The sequence below is a fragment of the Streptomyces sp. NPDC021080 genome, assembly GCF_044333225.1.
GTDB lineage: Bacteria > Actinomycetota > Actinomycetes > Streptomycetales > Streptomycetaceae > Streptomyces.
In genome coordinates this window covers 198,750-214,564 of record NZ_JBIRQM010000003.1, presented here as the reverse complement: position 1 = coordinate 214,564, position 15,815 = coordinate 198,750, and the positions used below count along the sequence as shown (strand labels likewise).

Below are 15,815 nucleotides of genomic sequence, written 5' to 3'. Positions count from 1 at the left end.
CTAAAAGGATCATGTTGTCGATGACGCGCATCGCGCTAGAGCCGTACTACCTGCACCAGGACCAGGTTCAGTCACTCCTTGGCGAGCAGCGGACGGAGTCCGCGCGGGCGCGGGCTGCCCGCAGGAGCGAGCCCGAGGCAGCGTTGCCCTACGTGCTCGCCACGGAACTCGCCGAAGCGCTCTCCTCGCTGGGAGTTGGCGAGCTGGCGAGGCGCGTCCTGGAGCAGGACCTGCGCACAGGGCAGGTCGTAGGCGCTGAGCTGGATTTTGCATTCCAGCGGGACCGGGACCACGACGCCCCAGGCTTCAAGCCGGTCAGCTTTACGGCCGTGCTCGACGCGGGCGAGCCGGTGCGAGTCACCGGCACATTCAACTCGGCAAGAACCGCCAGCTCGTCCGCGACCGGCAGCCTCGCCGGGAACAGGCGGGCCTACCTGATTGGAACGGTCACCAATCTCAGCGCAGCGCAAATTGAGCTCAGGCCGATCTTCATCGGAATCAGGTCGTTCGTCGGTGACGACCCCGCCGCCGGGGGGTCGGCGCCGGGAGCGCGGGTGTACCCCAGCGATATCAGCCAGTTCAGCGGGATCGACTTCGCATCCCCCATCACCGAGGCCGAGGGTGAGGCGGTCCTGCGCGTGCCGGAGGATGTGGTGAAACGCGCCTTCGCCCAGCTGATTGGCGAGTCGTACGTTCCGAAAGACTGGGGTGGCGAGCGCTCCGATCTGTACACATCACGAGTGTTCGTCCGTGGGCGCCAGGTTTCGGCCGCCTGGCTGTTCAAGGGACCCGGCTACCCTCGCGCCATGGACGTCAAGGCCCTGGGCAAGAACGGCGACCAAATCGACCGGCTGTTCACCGAGCCTGCGGAGCTACTCGTTCTGCAGCACTGTCATCAGATCAAGCCGAGCGTGGTTGGCATGATGGACGCCTACGCCCACGACGCCCGGCGCTCTCGTTCTTACATGATCATCGACGGAGCTGACACCGGACGCATTCTGAGGTCGCTGGGCCTGCTCCCGGAAATCCCAGCAAGTCTGCCTCTGCAGCACCAACGATCGGGAGTCCCAAGGCAAACTGAGCTTTTTCACCGCGACCACTGATCGAGTGAGGGGCTCGATACTTGCAACGCACAAAGCTCCCGTGTCGTTGGTGGAGATCTCGAAGTCTCAACCAACAAGCTCCTGCTTGGTGGCGGCGGTGACGGTCTTCTCCTCGATGGGACTTCCGATGGCCGTGTCCCACCCGTCGCCTTCAGCGAGCTGGTGCAGCAGGGTCTGGAGCACGGGGGCGGGGGTGGTGCCGGTCGCGGTGAGATGCCACATGCGGTCGGAGACGGGCGTCTCATAGGCGGCCACGGTCCAGGCGGTCTCGCCGGGGTGGGCTCCGTGGACGCGCTCGATGCGCAGGGTCTGGATTCGTGGATCGCGTGGGTGGTGTCCAGGTGCGCCACTTCTCCCAGTCGCCGTGTGAGGCGAGGAACTGGTCGAGGAGGGCATTGTGGTCGCTGGCATCGGCGGCGTAGGCGGGCACGATCTCCGGTTCCGCGACGGGTGGTTCGGCTTCTGAGGCGGGTGTGTCGAGCGAGGTGCGGGCTTGGGTGGCGGCGCGCTCGGTGTCGGTCATGGGCGCGGGGTCGGGACGCATGGTGTCGTAGTGGAGGCATTCGAAGGCTATGAGGGCCTGGGCGGGTGAGTCGAAAGTGTCGGCGATCTGCCGCAGGTGGTTCTCGCCGTGGAGGTAGACCCTCTTGCCGCTGTCGCGGTACGTGGCGACGGCAACGGTGGTGCCGCTGTCGTCGGCGTGGGCGTGGACGGTGAGTCGGCCATGGCGGATGTCGTCATGGATCTTCTGAGCTTCGTCGGAGATCTCCCGGATCTCCGCGCGGGTGCACCAGGGCATCGGGTAGTTGGCCCACGTCCACTCCTCGTCGATCGCTTCGCGGAGCCGGGGGGGGTGATCTCGGTGGTGAAGCCGTCTGCAGCCAAGGCCTGTGCGGCCTTCTCGGCCTATGGCTCCTCGTGATTGATGCGGACCAGGACCAGGATGTTGTCGGCGGCGGCGCTCCAGTTGGCAGCCTCCAGAGCCATGAGAGCGACGTGGGCCTGGCTGCCGGTTAGGACGGCCTGCACGGCGCTCGGGTGAGTGGGGTGGGTGTCGAGGCGGACGCGGGCGTCGATGGCGGGAGTCACGTGAGGGTCTCGTCTCTTCTGCCGGTGCCCGGGCTTTGGGGTCCGGCCACCGGTGTACGCGGGGGGCTATCGGGTTGCCCGTGTGGATCGGGCGGCGTGTGCGGCTGTGGTGGTCGGCGGGCTGGCGCGGGTGGTGGGCGCCGGTCGCCGCTGCTGTGGCGGGGTGGCTCCGGTGGCGTGCTGCCAGCGGGTGCGGACGGCGGCGATGTCGGCGAGGGCGCGGCGGGCGCCGACGACGAGTTGGAAGGGGGCGTTCCCCGGGTCGACGGCGTATGCCTCGATGCGTCGGCCGGTGTGTTCGGCCGTGGCCAGGAGGGAGCGCTGCAGGGCGCGCTCGCCCCAGTGCTCGGCGGATCCGGCCGGTTCGGCCAGCATGCGGAGGACCTCGCCTGGTTCACTGCCGTCGTCCAGCAGGCCGCGCTGCTGGGCTTCCCATAGGACGGTGACGGGGTCGACGGGCTCTTGGCGGCGGGCAAGGCCGTTCAGGCACTGCCACAAGCCGGCGTGCAGCGGCAGGGTGAGGTCGTCGGGGAGCAGCCACCGGACGGCTTCGATGTCGGAGGGGTAGGCCGTGGCGGTGGCGAGCAGTATCTGCTCCTCCTCGACGGCCTCTGCGGGGTCGGGCGCGGCGGGCGGAGGCGGTGCCGTGGTGCGGGGCAGCACACCAGCGCGTGGCGGGAAGCGGTTTGCGATGTCGTCCACGACCGCGGCGAGCGCGTCGGCCTCGGCGAGCACCGTCTGGACGGGGTGCGGGAGGGAGACGTCGTGGACGGTGTGGATGAGGCGTTCGGCGGCCGTCAGCAGGCGGCGGCGGGCGTGCTCCGCCTCGACCATCCGGGCGTAGGAGGGGGTGTGGCTGGGCGAGGGGCAGACCTGGACGAGGGTGTGCAGGTATGAGGCGGTCAGCCCGCACGCCTGCTCTCGGCCCGCGGCGAGCACGCGGTCGAGCCACTTGGTGTTCTTCGCGTGTTCGGCGGGGTCGGGCCGCGGCAGGGTGGTGATCGCGGTGTACAGGGCGGCGTGCGCGACGGTGGAGAACGAGTCGGCGGCGATGCCGCTCACGTCGCCCAGACGGTGAGGGTCGAGGAGGAGGGCCCCGAGTAGGGCCTGCTCGACGTGGAACACGGGCTGGGGCGGCGCGATGGCGTCGAGGTCGTCTTCGCCGGGTTCGTGGGTGTAGGACATCAGGCGGCGAGGGTGAAGTCGTCGGGGTCGAGGGTGACGCCGAGGTGCGGGGCGAGGAGGTGGCCGGCGAGCAACGGGGGAACGGCGTTGCCGATCTGGGAGAACTGTTGGCCCTTGTTGCCGGCCCAGGGGTAGTCGGTGGGGAAGGTCTGCAGGAGGCCGGCCTCGTGGGCGGTGATCCGGATCGGCTCGGGAACGGCGGGCGCATCGGCTTCTTCGGCCAGCGGTGAGGCGGGTTCGGCGACCCAGGTGCACTCGTTCGCGCGGTGCCCGAAGAACAGGGTGCCGGCCGGCTCGGACAGCGGACGGACGGTGGCGTTGGCCTGGTTGTTGCTGCGCAGGGACCAGGACCAGCGGTGGGCTTCGGCGGCCCGGTTCTCGCGCGTGCCGTGCCGGGCAGCCCATCCAGCGCCTTCGCGGCGGGACTTGAGAGCCGCCCCGTCCGGCCGGGGTATCCACGTGCCACGCTCCCGGGCGTAGGAGAGCGTCTTGCGGGAGCCCGAAGGAAACGGTTCGGGTCCGCCACCGGGTCCACCGCCCGCGCAGACGGTGGGGACAGGGCGGTCGGTCGCACCCCACCCCAGGGCTTCGGCCATGCTGACCCAGCGGGCGCGGCCCGGCCCGAACAGCGATTCCGGCTCGGCGACTTGGGCATGTGTGGGCGTGGGAGGTTGCGCCGTACGGACCCGGGAGGCGAGGAGGATTGCCCGCCTCCTGGTCTGCGGAACGCCGAAGTCGGCGGCGTTGAGGATTCCGTACCAGACCGAGAACCCCCATCCGCGCAGGACGGCTGCGTACTGCTTCCACAGGGGCAGGACGTCCGGAACCTCCTCCATGGCGACCCAGTCGGGCTCGCCGACCGTGTTCAGGGCATGCAAGTAGCGCATCGGCTCGGCCGCGAGCAGGGAACCCTCGTCACGGCACGCGGCGAGGAGGCGTTCGCGGGTGTCACGTCCGGCGGCCAGATCCTCGACCGCCGCATGCACCAGCGGCTGGTCGACCAGGCCGAGGCGTTTGCCGGCCATGCTCCATGCCTGGCAGGGCGGGGAGGCGATCAGTCCATGGGTGCGGCCGATGAAGGGCCATGTCGGATACATCGCCACGTCGGTCCGGACCGTCAACTGTCCAGCAGCCAAACGGGTTTTGCAGGCCCACTCGTCCCATTCCAGACCGATGTCGCGGGCGCCGAGGACGTCCAGTGCTCTGCTCCAGCCGCCCGGCCCCGCGAAGAGGTCGAGTATCACGTGGCCAGTCCGAAGTCGTCCTGCGTCGGCGCGTGCTTTGCCACGGCGCGGGCGGTGATCGCTCTGGATGCGCGGGCGGACGCTGCGGACAGCTCCTTCGCTCCGGGCTCCAGGTACCACGGGCGAAGGTCGAGCATGGCGGCCCGCATGCCGGTGGCGAAGCAGAGTGCGGTGCCCTTGGGGAGGGCTCGGATGGCGTCGGCGGGCAGGATCCGTTCCTGTCGCATGCTGATCGAGGTCGACTTGCCGGACTCCGAGTGTGAGATGGAGGTCGTCTCGACGTCGTGGTCGCCGATCAGACGGCTGAGCTTGTCCGCGAAGTCCGGGTCGTCGATCCCGGAGCCGATGACTTTGACGGTCGAGGCGGACCACATGGCGTCCATTCCGGCGTCCGACCACACTTTCTGGCCCTGGCGGTAGGACTGCAGGATGGTGATCGGGATGATGCCGCGTGACCCGAGGTGCGAGTACAGGTCCGGCAGATCCGAGATCTTGCAGACGTTGGCGGCCTCGTCGAGGATCGCGAGCATGGGAGGGTCGAGGCGTCCGCTGGCGCGTTCGGCCTGCGCGGTCGCGGCACGCATCACCGAGTCCGCGCACGCGGCGATCAGTGCCGAGGCTCCGCCACCGCCGTCCTTGCTGAGCAGGAACAGCGTGTCGGTGGAGGTCACGAACGCGGACGGCTTGAACTCGGCGGTGTCCTTCTGTGGGGTGACCCAGGCGGCGATCTCGCTGTTCAGCAGCGCGGCGGCGTACTGGCGGGCGGTCTCGTAGATGCCGTCCCGGGTTTCCGGCGGTCCCTCCACGGTGCCTTTGAGCTGGGTGGCGACGGCGGCGAATTGGTGGTCGCGGAGGATGTCGAGCGGGGTGCGGTCGGCGGGGAAGGCCAGCCACTGCATGACGTCGGTGATCGGCCGGTCGTCGAGGGCTGCGGCGAGGAAGAGCTGGGCGAGGATGTTGGATCCGGCCTTGGACCAGAAGTCGCCCTGCTGAGAGGCGTCCACGCTCGCAGCGAGGAAGTGCCCGGCCAACCGCCCGGCGCCGTCCAGGGTTTTGGCGTCCGCCAAGGGGTTCCACCACATCTCGCGTGCGGCATGCGCGATCTGCTGCGGGTCCATCGACCACACCTGTCCGACGCGGGCGCGGGCGTCGTAGGTCGCGGTGAAGGCATCACCGGCGGCTTTGTTCGAGGTCAGCAGGACCGGGCCCGGTGCGGCAAGGATGGAGGGGATGGCGAGCGAGGTGGTCTTGCCCGAGCGGGGCGCCATGATGGCGACGGCCACGTCCTCGTAGCCCATGCGCACCTCGTGCCGGGTGCCCTGCAGGTTGCCGAGCAGGACGCCGGTGTCGCGGGCCTCGATGCGCTTGGCGTCCTTCAGACTCGGGCGCAGGGAGCGGGCTTTGGCGGTGATCGCCTTGGCCATCAGCGGTTGGATGTCCCGGGCCTTGGCCATGCCGGTGATCTTCTTCCGGCCGCCGCTGCGGTTCTTGTACCGGGCCCACAGAATGCCCGCGGCCGTTCCGAGGGCAAGGAGGAAGAGAGCGGGAACGATGCGTGCACCGATCAGCAGGGATGTTTCTCCTGCGTTGGGCCAGACCTGCTCGGGGTGGAGCAGGGCGGTAGTCGGCTGGTAGGGGGCCCAGTCGGATCCGGTGAGGTAGGAGGTGACGTTGCCGGACAGCCAGGCGAGGTGGGACAAGGGGACGACGACGGCGAGCACGCCAAGGAGGAGGCGCAGGACGAGGTCGTACCCGTCGGTGTTGCTGGAGGAGGAAGGGGGCAAGGGCTATGTGCTTCCGGGCGGGGATGGAGGGATCAGCGTTTGCGGCTGTTCTTGGCCGACGGTTCTCGCGTTGGGATCGCTCTCGGTGCTGTAGCTCCAGCTGCAGGCGCGGTGGAGAGGGACGGTGCCCCAGGCGGGGTCACCGCATCCAGCCGGGTGATGCAGGGTGATGAAGTCGACCTCGACAGTTTCGGGATCCAGGGGCATGGTCACTTCCGTGCCGGGACCCGCCGGTCGGCCGCAAGAGCGGGTATCGGTGCAGGTGCCAGAGGTGAAGGGGCTTTGCTGGCGGCGGTGTTGATCTCGCGGAGCGTCTTGCCGTGGGTGGCCCAGTCGTCGAGGTAGCTCCACGATTCGGCGTGGTACTCGGCGAGTGCGTCGTCGAAGGCCGTAGTGCCGGGCTTGGCGCTGGCGGGGAGGGCGTCTCGGGTTTCCAGCCACTGCTCTTGCAGTTGCTCGAGCCGGTCGAGGGCGGCGTGCAGGACGCCCAACTGGTAGACCCAGCGGCTCTGCATGGTGTCACCTGACAGGTGACCCAGTTGCGTCTCCGCCGTGACCAGCAGGTGGCGAGCGCCGTACCGGAGCGATTCGAACGCCTCGGCGGTGTCGGCGTCGCGCTGGCTCGCGCGCAGGCCGTAGGCGTGGTCGTCGTAGGGCCATCCGTCGAGGTCGGTGTGCTCGTCGGCGTAGGCGTCCCAGGCGTCGAGGATCTTCTTGCTGTCGCTCACGTAGCGGTCGAGGTGACGGAGGGAGTCGCGGTGTGCGCGGTGATCGGCGGAAATGGGGGAGGAGTCCTGTCGGTTCAACGGCGGGCGGCTGGCTGGGCGGTGTGGGCCTTCGCCGGGGTCGGTGCGGGTTTCGTCTGCTGTCGGCGGGCGGAGCGTGCCCGGGCGCGGAGCGACTCGATACGCGCTGTGTGCGCGTCGACCACCTGCTGCGGGCGCAGCGGACTGGGCTTTTGTGCGGCGCTGTAGTGGCCGGTGCGGTCGTACATGCCGCGTTGGAGCGGGCTACGGTCGGTCAGTGCGGTGAGGAACGATCCGACGAGGTGGGCGGGGGTGCGCTCGTCGAAGTAGGCGTGCCAGATGCGCGGGCCGGGGAACAGTCCGTGGCCGGGCTCACGGGTCTCGACGTGCCAGGACGGCCGGTCGCTGAATTCGCTCAGCGGGCGTAGTTCGATGCGGCACATGGAGTCCGGCGAATGCGCAATACCGTCTGGGCCGTGGTGCCAGCCTGCCGAGGCCACCGGCTGCCACGGGTCCTGCTGTTGTGGCGGCGGGGCGATGAGGGCGTCGGTGAAACCGGCGAGGACCTCGGCGGGCACGAGTTCGCCGAACTCGGCGTACCAGCCGGGCTCGGTGTCGGTGGGCTCGGCCCGCAGCCGCCACCACGCGGAGGTGGCGGACTGCGGATCGAACTGGAGGCGGTGGCGAAGATCGGGGCTGTGCAGGACGATCTCGGCGCTCAACGGGTCGGAGACGGCGCTCCATCCGGCGGCGGCCAGGCCGTGGGTGACGTGGCGGGCATCCCCTGGGCCGGCGAGGTGACGGGGGCTGGTGTCGAACGGGATCTGCCCGGCGTGCTTGTCGGCGAACGCGGCGAACTGCCGCTCGCTCAGGGGCACTGGCCGCACCCCGGCTCGCTCGCGGCGGTGCTGCCGTACAGGTCGGGGTTCTCGCGCAGGCAGTCGGTGAGGCCAGACGGGGTTTCGGTCAGTGTGTGGATGGTGTCCGGGGCGAGTTCGGGCATCGGGCTCCTTGGAACGGGGCGTTGGGTCAGCGGCGGGTCCGTGCGCCTCCGGCGGGGGCGTGGGGACGGGCGGTGGTGCGCGGCCGGGTGCTTCGGGCGCTGTTGCTGGCCCAGGTGGCGGCGCGGGCAGCTGTGATCCGGGCTTGCTGCCACGCAGTGAGCTGGGAGGGCTTGACGGAGACCGACCAGGTACGGATCTGCGCACTCAGCGGCACGCGTCCGCGCGGACGCATCACGGGGTCGGGGCTGGCAAGCTCGGCCGAGAAGGCTTGCACCAGGTGGATCGGCGTGTTCGGTGTGAAGTGGGCCGTCCAGCCGTTGCCCTGACGGTCCTTCGCTCCGGTCCACCACATCACGCCGCCGCCAGGGCCCTGCTGGTACTGCATCCACGCGGTGCCGTCGGGACTCGTTGCCATGTAGTCCTGACCCTCGAAACGCGTGTGCCACTTCTGCTCCTCCAACGGTGCCCAGACGTTGGGGGCGTGGGCGGAGCGTGGGCGGTTGAGAGCGTCGGTCAGACCGGCGACGATCTCCACCGGGGTCTGTCGGCCCAGGTGCGCCGACCACTCGTCGTTCAGGCCGTCCGCTTGGCCGTGGATGGTCCACCCGCCGGGAAGGACGTAGGGGTTGTAGGCGATACGGACGGTGCGGTCCGGACTCTCCATGAGCAGAGGGCCGCCCTTCTTGGACCTGTCCTGCCATCCCGAGGCGCGCAGGAACTCCGAGACGTGACGGATGTCGCCGCCGCCGGCGAGGGCGCGAGGCTGGACGAGGTAATGCTGCTCGGCCTGCTCGCCTGGCCCCCAGCCCTGCCACTGTTTCTTCTTCACCGGTGCCGCCGGACCACGAGCGGTGCGGGTGTCGGGGGCTTCGCCGCAGTGGTGGCGGGCTGGGTGCCGACGTGCTGCAGGGTGTCCTGGTGTTCGTCCAGGTCGAGGGTGATGTCGTGCAGTTCGTTCGAGGCGCGGCCCAGGGCGAGCCACACCTCCGCGGGGAGGGCGCCTTGTTCGGCCTGGTCCTTGGCGAACACGCTGCCGGTGGCGACGAGGTGGGTGATGCCGCCGAGGACTCCGGTGTCCAGGTCGAGAACGCGGGCGATGACCTGCGCGGCCTGAGGCGGGGGAAGCTGGGAGAGGTGGTCGGCGAGCTGGCTGAGCTGGCGGGTGATCTCGTCGGCCAGTCTCACCGGGTAGGGGGCGGGGTGGGACATGCTCCTCCGGGTCGGTGGACGGTCAGTGGCGGTGACGGGGGCCGACGCGCTGCGTCTCGGCGAGGACGTCCTCCGGGCGGGCGTCGGCCAGCGGGGAGGCACGGTCGGGGCCGGTCGGGATGCAAGCGCGCAGGTAGCGGCGGAACAGGGCCGTTGCGAGTCGGGGCTTGAGCCGGTGGCTGATCGGTGGGGGTGTACGGGGTGTTACTGGTTCCTCCGGGAATCGATCGGGGCAGGGGCCCGGTACGGTGCCGGGGCCGCCCAGGCGTTTTACGGAGCGTGTCGAGCTGGCGCGGGGCCCGAAGGGCAAGGGGACGGTGTCGGGTTCTTCACGGAGAGGCAAGCGATGACGTACTCCGGCACCCACAAATCGGGCTCTTTGAAGGTCATCGAGTCCGGGTGGCCGACGTACGGGGGCCGGCCGGGACCGGCGGCAGGGAGGCCGGGGCGGAGGTGGGCGCGGTCCGGCCTGCGGGGTGCCGGAGGGCGGTGCCGATGCCGAGCACGTCCAGCTGCGGGCCGATCTCGCGCAGGGCACGGGCCTGCGCCTGGGTGTCGTCGCCGTTGAGGCGGTAGACGCCGATCTGCGGGTCTTGGACGAAGCCGTGGGCGACGAGGATCGTGCCGATCCGGTCGTCGACGGTGGAGGTGGCAACGCTGCCGTCTGACTGCCAGGCCAGGACGACCCGGTCCGGCTGGGAGAGCTGGATGCCTTCCAGGGCGTTGTACCGGACCTGGGCAAGGGCGCTGTCGTAGCGGGTCAGCAGATCGCCGGCTATCTGCTCGGCGCTCAGGAACGGGTCGTCCGCCAGGGCGATGCCGTTGGGCTCGGGAACCGCGTGGTACGCCTCGTCGGGCAGAGCGCGGGGCGCGACGGCGGCGATGAGGAAGCCGTCGCGCTCGTCGTGCCGGTCCAGGACGACGAGCTGGGCACCGTCCGGGCGGCTCAGGACGGCTGCCTGCTTCAGAGGGTGCTCGGCGAGGGAGGCGGCGACCAGGTCCAGGTCCCAGATCCGGTCGGCGAGTTCGGTGAGGTCGTCCTTGGCGTCCGGCGGGAGGTGGGAGCTGGTCCAAGTGCCGGGGAGTTCACTGGCGAGGACGTCGGCGTACGAGGCGAGGCGCTCGGAGATGTCATGGTCGTGCATGGTGTCCTTGGGCGAGGTAGGAGTCAGCGGCGCAGTCCGGAGCCCAGCGGGGGCGGTGGGGCCGGGAGCGTGCGCGGCGGGGTCGGGCAGGCGCACACGGCGGAGCGCTCGCGTTCGGCGGCGGGGACCTCTTTGGTGCAGGCACTGCGGCCGGGGTGAGGGGCGTGCCGGTCGGTGAGCTTGTTGCGGAGGTAGGAGAGGTCGCCGCGGATGACGCGGAGATGCTCGTCAGCGAGGTGGCGGAGCCGCCGGGCGATGTACTGGTCGGACGGACCGCCAAGTCCGTCGTGGAAATCGGCGGAGGCGACGAGGACTTCCTCCAGCGCGGCGAGGACGCCGTCGTGGGACGCGGTCAGCTCGGTCAATGCGTCGGCCGCCTCATGGGTAGTAGTGGCCTCGCGAAGGCGTTCGGCGAGGTGGGCGACCGGAGCACCCAGCGGCAGGTAACTGGCAGGGCGGGCGTCGGTGTCGAAGTCCGTGTCGCAGTCAACGCGGTACCCGGCGGAGCGAAGGCGGGCCACGGCGTTGGTGGCGAGTCGGGACTCGTCGCCCTCGGTGAGCCTGGTGGGGGCGCGGTGGTAGGTCTCGTGGACGCGGACGACGGCGACGAAACCCGTGCGCTGGAGAATGCTGTGCGCCTCGGAGTCACCGCCACGGGCGAGGAGTTCGCCGGAGTGGGGGTCGCGGCGGATGTCCAGGAAGCGGTCGGTACGGGGCAAGGAGACGTTTCTCCTATGGCGATCGGTGATCGGTGGGAGGTGTGCCGGATGGCGGACGGTATGGCGGCGGCCTGTGGCTGGACCAGGTGGGCTGCGGTGGTGCCCAGGTCCTGGCAGATGGCGTGGAGGCGGCCGGGCGATCAACTCCAGACGGCGCGCCGTGTCGGCTCCGGCAGCGCCGGGCTGGCGGGCCGCGCCGTGAGGCCGGTGTGGACGGGGATCAGGCGGAGGTCCTGCTCGACGTGGCGCGCCCCGTCCGCAAGGCGCCGCAGGATGTCCGCGGGCGGGGTGTGCGGCATGTGGATCCGCTCGTGCAGGCGGGGGTCACGGGCTGCCCTGGATGTCGGCGATGTGCACGAGCTGGTTGAGGGCGGTGGTGGTGTACCAGCCGCAGTCGATCAGCTCGTTACGGCTGGCGTAGCGCAGCAGGAGGGCGTCCTCCATGGCCCGCAGGTAGATCAGGCAGTCCGGGCAACGGCGCGAGAGGTGCACGAGGTAGCGGGGGTGGCCGGTGACGTAGGACTGGGTGCCGCCGGTCGCATCACGCAGCCGCCAGCCGTTCTCGTCGGTCGGGGTGTGCCAGGACGGGGCGACGACGCGCATCGCGTCTCCCCATAGTTCCCCGCCGGATATCCCCTTCAGCACGACGACGGTGTCACCGGGCTGGAAGTGGGCGTGGGTGATGTCCCGGTCGGGGGTGAGCGGGTCAGGGGTCGGCGCGAAGGCCGAAGTGGGCGGGGGCTGGGACATGCGGTTCCTTCCACGCGATCGGTGGTGGGGTGGGAGGAACAATGGTCCAGGGGAACGCCGGTTTGGCTAACCGGCGTTTCCTGGCTATGTTCCCCCGCTGTCAGCGGAACGGGTTCTCCGTTCTGCGGTCCGCCTCGGTGGCTGCGTCGAGGAGTTCGAGCAGATCGGTGCCCTCGGCGTAGCGCTGGTCGATCCACCATCCGGCGCGGGTGACGGAGCGGGCCTTCTCTTCCAGCTCCGCCCAGTCCGCCTCGTCCCAACTCCCCTCCGCGACCAGCGCGGTGTGCGCGGCCGTCATCAGCTGGTGGCGCGAGCGCTCGCCCCAGTCCAGGGCCTTCTCCGGGCCTTCCAGCCGCGGCATGTCGAACTGTGTTGCCCAGGCGACGGCAGCCTCTTGCTCGGCGGCGCGCTTGGCCGCGAGCCACTCCTTCTTGGACTCGGTGTCGGCGTCACGCGCCGCCTTCCAGCAGTCGGTGCAGTCCTTGGCCACGAGCCAACGGGCAAAACCCGCCCGCTTGTCGGCAGGACGGTCGGACAGGTCATGAACCACCTGGTGGGAGCACGCGTGCTCCACGGTCCACTGCGTACGGACCCCCGGGGAATTCCGTTTGATGGGCGTTACGTTCGAGGTCGGGCTGCTGGTCTGGGGCTTCAAATCGAGTGCCTTTCGTTGGCGGTTGGGGTGGTGGCCTGCGTCGTTGCGGAGGGTCGTGCATCAGATGCACGATTCATGCGGCGGACGGAGGTGGTCTGGAGTGCTTGGCGGTGGTCTCGGGGACGCTTCCGCCTTCTGCGTCGTCTCAGCGTGTCCTGCGGATGGCGTCTGTGGCCGCTGTGGCGATGGCGACGGGAGCGCTGGAGGGCTGGGGCAGGTGCAGCAAGGTGGTCCCCGGCAAGTGGTGGGACTCCGCGGTGAGGGTGAGCTGGAGTACGGCGCAGCCAGCGGTCGTGAGCTGCTTGACGCGGGTGACGGCTTGAGCGGTTTCGTCGCTGCCGTACCGGGCGTCGGTGACGATCACGAGGAGGCGGCCGGCGCCGGGGCGGCTGAGTTCGAGGCCGTGGTCGAGTGCGTCGATGGCGTCGCCGAGGTTGTGGTGGCCGCCATTGGCATCGAACGTCGTCACGCGCTCTGGTGCTCGGTGGGTGGGTCGGGTCAATGCGGTCAGGTGCATGTCATAGGCGATGGTGGCGGTAAGGGAGTCGGGGTCGGTCAGGGCTGCTGCGCGTGCCACGATCCAGGCAGCGGACGCGACGGGCGCGCAGGCGGCACGCATGGAGCCGGAGACGTCGACGGCGATACCCACACGCAGCGGTGGGGTGGGGGAGTTCCGGCGGCGGGTGTGGGTGAACGGTTCCGCGGTGGGGACCGACCCGGCCGCGCGCTGAGCGTCGCGGGCGAGGGCCGCGCGCATGTTGAGGCGGCCGGGCGGGGTGGGGCTGGTGGTCCGCTTCTCGGTCCGCTCGCGGTAGGCGGCGGCACGCAGGGCGCGGCTCAGGCGCGCGGCGGCACTCTGCTCGGCGGCGGTGGGCCTGCGGGTGCCGGTGACCGGGTTGCCGTAGGGCGCCGGTGTGCCGTCGGGAGCGACGGTGGTGCCACGGGCGTTGAAGACCGACTTGGCGGTGGCGGCGGCTTTGCGTCGTTGGCCGGCCCGCTGGGTGCGGTCCTGTGCCTGCGCCTTGGAGTGCGCGGCCACGGCGGTGGCCGCTGCGACCTGTGCCGCGAGGTCGGCGGTGTCGGTGGCGGCCGTGCTGTCCATGACGACCCCCACGGCGCCGGACAGCAGATCGGTGAGGTTCTCCGGCACGGGCAGGGTGGGGGCAGCGGCGTCCAGAGCGTCGCACCATTTTTGAGCGTGCGCGAGCATGGTCGTGGCGTCGTGGTCGGCGCACTGATGGGCTGCGGTCCAGATGCGGGTGAGGGTGGCCAGCAGGTCTGTGCCCAGTACCTTTTCGCACAGATCGGCGACGGTCCGGGTCTCGCCGGCATCCAGGATGCCGACGTCACGGCGGCCGAGGACCAGGGCCGCCACGCCGGCGGCGTGCTCGATGCCCTGGAGGGTGGGATGGGCGATGTCGGGCATGACCAGGGTTCGGGCACTGGTGCGCAGGTACGTGCGGTCCGTGGGCCGCGTGATCAGGTGTGCGCCTTCGACACGGCTCTCCTCCAGCAGCAGCGCGGCCTCGACGACGCGGGGGTCCGCTCCGGCAGGCTGTGTCCAGACGGAGTGGGCCGCGTGCGCGGCCTCGTGGACGAACACTCCCCAGGCGGCGGGATACCGGTCCTCGTCGCCCACGATCCGCGGATTGATCTCGTGGGGCTGGAGCGGGGCGAACAGGCGGGCGTCGAACTCAACCTCGCCCAGAGTGGGGAAGAACGCGGCCGGTGCGCCGCTGCGCGTGCCGGGGCGGCAGGTGACGAGGAGGTCCTGGCGGCCAGAGAGGTCGACCAGCCGGTCGCCGAGTTCGGCTCCCACGCGCAGCCACGCGTCCGGGGAGGAACGGGGCTGCGCGGGCGGGGCGCCGTCGTCGTCCCAGCGCGCGAGGTCGGCGTCGTCGTCCGGCGTGGTGGCGGGGGACTGGACGTGGTGGTGGGCGCTCATCGCGCGTGGCCCCGGTGTGCGGAGCCGGTGCTGCCCGGGGGCTGCCGGGCGGCCGAGGCGGGGAGCTGCTTGCCGAGGGTGAGGGGCGCGATCTTCTTGACGCCGGCAGCCTTGATGACGGCGGCGGCGACGGTGTCGCGATCCTCCACAGGAGCGATGCCGACGAGGTTCGCGAGCGCGGCCTTGGTGCCGAGGACGGCCTCGGTCCTCTGGTAGCTGAGCAGTTCCCGCAGTTGGGGGGCCCAGCCCAGCTCGCCGAGTTCGACCTGGCGGGCGAGGTGTCGGGCGACCCGGACCACCCGGGCATCGATCCTCAGCGCCAGGGCGAGGTCATAGTCCGTGCCGATCTGGATCTGCACGCTGAACCGGCTCGCGAGCGCCTCCGTCAAAACCGCCCCGTGGACGCCGGGATTGTGGCCCGCCACCACGTAGAAGCCCGGCTCGGCCTTGATGGTCTCGCCCTTGTGGGCCTTGACCTGGATCTGCCTGCGCCCGTCCATCGCGGGATACAGCGCCGCCAGGACCTTCGGTGAGATCAAGGTGGCATCGTCGATCAGCAGGGCGCGGCCCTCGGTCATCGCGGTGACCAGCGGACCGTACTGGAAGACGTAGGCTCCCGCGTCGTCCTGTGTGTACTCGCCGATCAAGTCGCCGACCGTGGTGTCGCCGTCACCGGCGACGGTGAGCAGGTCCGAGAACGCCGCCTCGACCAGACTCGTCTTGCCGGTGCCCGGAGGGCCGTAGAGCAGCACCGGCACGTCGGCGTCGCGCAAGCGATTCAACGCCTCGACGTCGGGCAGATCGGCCAGCTCCCGGGGGTGGTAGACCTGGCCCCCCGCGCGGCGGATCGGGCCGGTCTGCCTGGGCGTGGCTGCTGCGGGAATGGTCGTGCGGGCCGTGGCCGCCTGGGCGCGGGGAGAGTGGGTGCCCGGTGGGCTGATCACAGCGGTCTGCGCGGCCGCGGCGGTTTTCGCGTTCGCGCGGAACTCCGGTTGTCCGGTTCCGCCTTGGTCGGCCTCGCCGCGTCGCACCAGGGTGAGGGCGGCGTTGCGGACGGCGCCGTGGGAGTGGCCCAGCTGCCTGGCCATGTCCCCGATGGTGAGCGTGTCCGCCGACCGGTCGGCCAGCAGCCGGGCCACCTTGGCCCGTAGTTCGCCGCCCTTGGTGCGCGCTGGACTGGTAGGCGTTCCGGGTGTGGTCAAAACGAGGCCCCTTCAATAGGTGCGGGTGCGGGCGG

At 70.4% G+C, this 15,815-nt stretch carries 19 protein-coding genes; 1 reads left to right on the top strand and 18 read right to left on the bottom strand.

The window, feature by feature from the left end; all coding sequences use genetic code 11:
* Window positions 1-20: 20 nt before the first annotated feature.
* A complete protein-coding gene (locus tag ACH4S8_RS08520; protein WP_398391948.1) occupies window positions 21-1,103 on the top strand; it encodes a hypothetical protein in 1,083 nt (360 codons plus the stop codon).
* Window positions 1,104-1,169: 66 nt separating this feature from the next.
* On the opposite strand, the gene ACH4S8_RS08515 is transcribed toward ACH4S8_RS08520, so the two are convergent.
* From ACH4S8_RS08515 to ACH4S8_RS08430, 18 genes are all read right to left on the bottom strand, one after another.
* Complete coding sequence (locus tag ACH4S8_RS08515) at window positions 1,170-1,358, bottom strand: DUF317 domain-containing protein (RefSeq protein ID WP_398391947.1); 189 nt, start codon at window positions 1,356-1,358, stop codon at window positions 1,170-1,172.
* On the bottom strand, window positions 1,345-1,902 hold the full coding sequence (locus tag ACH4S8_RS08510) for a hypothetical protein (RefSeq protein WP_398391946.1): 558 nt from the start codon (window positions 1,900-1,902) through the stop codon (window positions 1,345-1,347). Before ACH4S8_RS08510 ends, ACH4S8_RS08515 begins: the two co-directional genes overlap by 14 nt.
* 107 nt (window positions 1,903-2,009) lie before the next feature.
* Window positions 2,010-2,192, bottom strand: coding sequence for a hypothetical protein (locus ACH4S8_RS08505; RefSeq protein WP_398391945.1), 183 nt, complete (start codon window positions 2,190-2,192; stop codon window positions 2,010-2,012).
* A 66-nt stretch (window positions 2,193-2,258) separates the two neighbouring features.
* A complete protein-coding gene (locus tag ACH4S8_RS08500; RefSeq protein WP_398391944.1) occupies window positions 2,259-3,377 on the bottom strand; it encodes a DnaB-like helicase N-terminal domain-containing protein in 1,119 nt (372 codons plus the stop codon).
* Window positions 3,377-4,621, bottom strand: a complete 1,245-nt coding sequence (locus tag ACH4S8_RS08495) for a DNA cytosine methyltransferase (protein ID WP_398391943.1) — start codon at window positions 4,619-4,621, stop codon at window positions 3,377-3,379. Before ACH4S8_RS08495 ends, ACH4S8_RS08500 begins: the two co-directional genes overlap by 1 nt.
* Complete coding sequence (locus ACH4S8_RS08490; RefSeq protein ID WP_398391942.1) at window positions 4,618-6,405, bottom strand: type IV secretory system conjugative DNA transfer family protein; 1,788 nt, start codon at window positions 6,403-6,405, stop codon at window positions 4,618-4,620. The genes ACH4S8_RS08495 and ACH4S8_RS08490 overlap by 4 nt, the downstream gene beginning before the upstream one ends.
* A 209-nt stretch (window positions 6,406-6,614) precedes the next feature.
* Window positions 6,615-7,133: a hypothetical protein gene (locus ACH4S8_RS08485; RefSeq protein ID WP_398391941.1), complete on the bottom strand. Its 519-nt coding sequence runs from the start codon at window positions 7,131-7,133 to the stop codon at window positions 6,615-6,617.
* 74 nt (window positions 7,134-7,207) lie between these two features.
* The gene (locus ACH4S8_RS08480; protein WP_398391940.1) at window positions 7,208-8,029 is read right to left on the bottom strand and encodes a DUF317 domain-containing protein; all 822 of its coding nucleotides are present in this window, start codon (window positions 8,027-8,029) and stop codon (window positions 7,208-7,210) included.
* Entirely contained in the window at window positions 8,020-8,154 is a 135-nt protein-coding gene (locus ACH4S8_RS08475; protein ID WP_398391939.1) for a hypothetical protein, read from the bottom strand. The genes ACH4S8_RS08480 and ACH4S8_RS08475 overlap by 10 nt, the downstream gene beginning before the upstream one ends.
* A gap of 26 nt (window positions 8,155-8,180) precedes the next feature.
* Window positions 8,181-8,984 carry a DUF317 domain-containing protein gene (locus ACH4S8_RS08470; protein WP_398391938.1) on the bottom strand — a complete coding sequence of 268 codons (804 nt, stop codon included), beginning with the start codon at window positions 8,982-8,984 and terminating at the stop codon, window positions 8,181-8,183.
* A complete protein-coding gene (locus tag ACH4S8_RS08465; protein ID WP_398391937.1) occupies window positions 8,981-9,364 on the bottom strand; it encodes a hypothetical protein in 384 nt (127 codons plus the stop codon). Before ACH4S8_RS08465 ends, ACH4S8_RS08470 begins: the two co-directional genes overlap by 4 nt.
* A gap of 386 nt (window positions 9,365-9,750) precedes the next feature.
* On the bottom strand, window positions 9,751-10,509 hold the full coding sequence (locus ACH4S8_RS08460; RefSeq protein ID WP_398391936.1) for a hypothetical protein: 759 nt from the start codon (window positions 10,507-10,509) through the stop codon (window positions 9,751-9,753).
* A 23-nt stretch (window positions 10,510-10,532) separates the two neighbouring features.
* Window positions 10,533-11,228, bottom strand: a complete 696-nt coding sequence (locus tag ACH4S8_RS08455) for a hypothetical protein (RefSeq protein ID WP_398391935.1) — start codon at window positions 11,226-11,228, stop codon at window positions 10,533-10,535.
* 140 nt (window positions 11,229-11,368) lie between these two features.
* Window positions 11,369-11,527 (bottom strand): hypothetical protein, encoded by a 159-nt coding sequence (locus tag ACH4S8_RS08450; protein ID WP_398391934.1) that lies wholly within the window; start codon window positions 11,525-11,527, stop codon window positions 11,369-11,371.
* 25 nt (window positions 11,528-11,552) lie between these two features.
* The gene (locus ACH4S8_RS08445; protein WP_398391933.1) at window positions 11,553-11,978 is read right to left on the bottom strand and encodes a hypothetical protein; all 426 of its coding nucleotides are present in this window, start codon (window positions 11,976-11,978) and stop codon (window positions 11,553-11,555) included.
* Window positions 11,979-12,078: 100 nt separating this feature from the next.
* Window positions 12,079-12,552 carry a hypothetical protein gene (locus tag ACH4S8_RS08440; protein WP_398391932.1) on the bottom strand — a complete coding sequence of 158 codons (474 nt, stop codon included), beginning with the start codon at window positions 12,550-12,552 and terminating at the stop codon, window positions 12,079-12,081.
* A gap of 226 nt (window positions 12,553-12,778) precedes the next feature.
* Complete coding sequence (locus ACH4S8_RS08435; RefSeq protein WP_398391931.1) at window positions 12,779-14,578, bottom strand: hypothetical protein; 1,800 nt, start codon at window positions 14,576-14,578, stop codon at window positions 12,779-12,781.
* Window positions 14,575-15,717, bottom strand: a complete 1,143-nt coding sequence (locus tag ACH4S8_RS08430; protein ID WP_398392352.1) for an AAA family ATPase — start codon at window positions 15,715-15,717, stop codon at window positions 14,575-14,577. The genes ACH4S8_RS08435 and ACH4S8_RS08430 overlap by 4 nt, the downstream gene beginning before the upstream one ends.
* Between the last annotated feature and the right edge of the window lie 98 nt (window positions 15,718-15,815).